We start from the raw sequence: 430 nt of genomic DNA, 5'->3' as shown, positions 1-430 counted from the left end.
ACCGACCACCGCCTGGGCCAGCTGCACATCGCCGTCACCGTCGAGGCGTGCCTCCCCAACGGTCACCAGATCGCCGATGGCGAGCAGCCCACCTGCCGTGGCGGCCAGATCGCCCCCGCTGCGCAGCTGCTGCACATCCAACGCATCGGATGCCTCCAGCTGCATCCCCGCCCCGGAGGACAGCGTCTGCGCTACCAGCGTGGCACCAGTGATTCCGCTCAGCGCCCCCTGCGCCTGCAGTTCTCCAATGCCCATCGCCCCGCCGCTGCGAAGCTGCGCATCGCCGCCGACCGTGGCAGTACGCATGTCCAGCGCCCCGGCCGCCGCAACCTCCAGCGACTGCCCGACCACCGCCTGGGCCAGGCGTACATCCCCGTCGCCTTCAAGGCGCGCATCGCCATCGGCCATCAGGTCGCCCACGGCGAGCAGT

The 430-nt window shown here is 71.2% G+C and carries 1 protein-coding gene; it reads right to left on the bottom strand.

Annotated features, from left to right (window positions below):
* A partial coding sequence (locus tag ACW6W5_RS17855) for a hypothetical protein (RefSeq protein ID WP_458233678.1) occupies window positions 1-430 on the bottom strand: 430 nt, incomplete at both ends.

Source organism: Stenotrophomonas sp. IS26, assembly GCF_054188265.1.
This window is presented reverse-complemented; position numbering and strand designations above follow the sequence as displayed.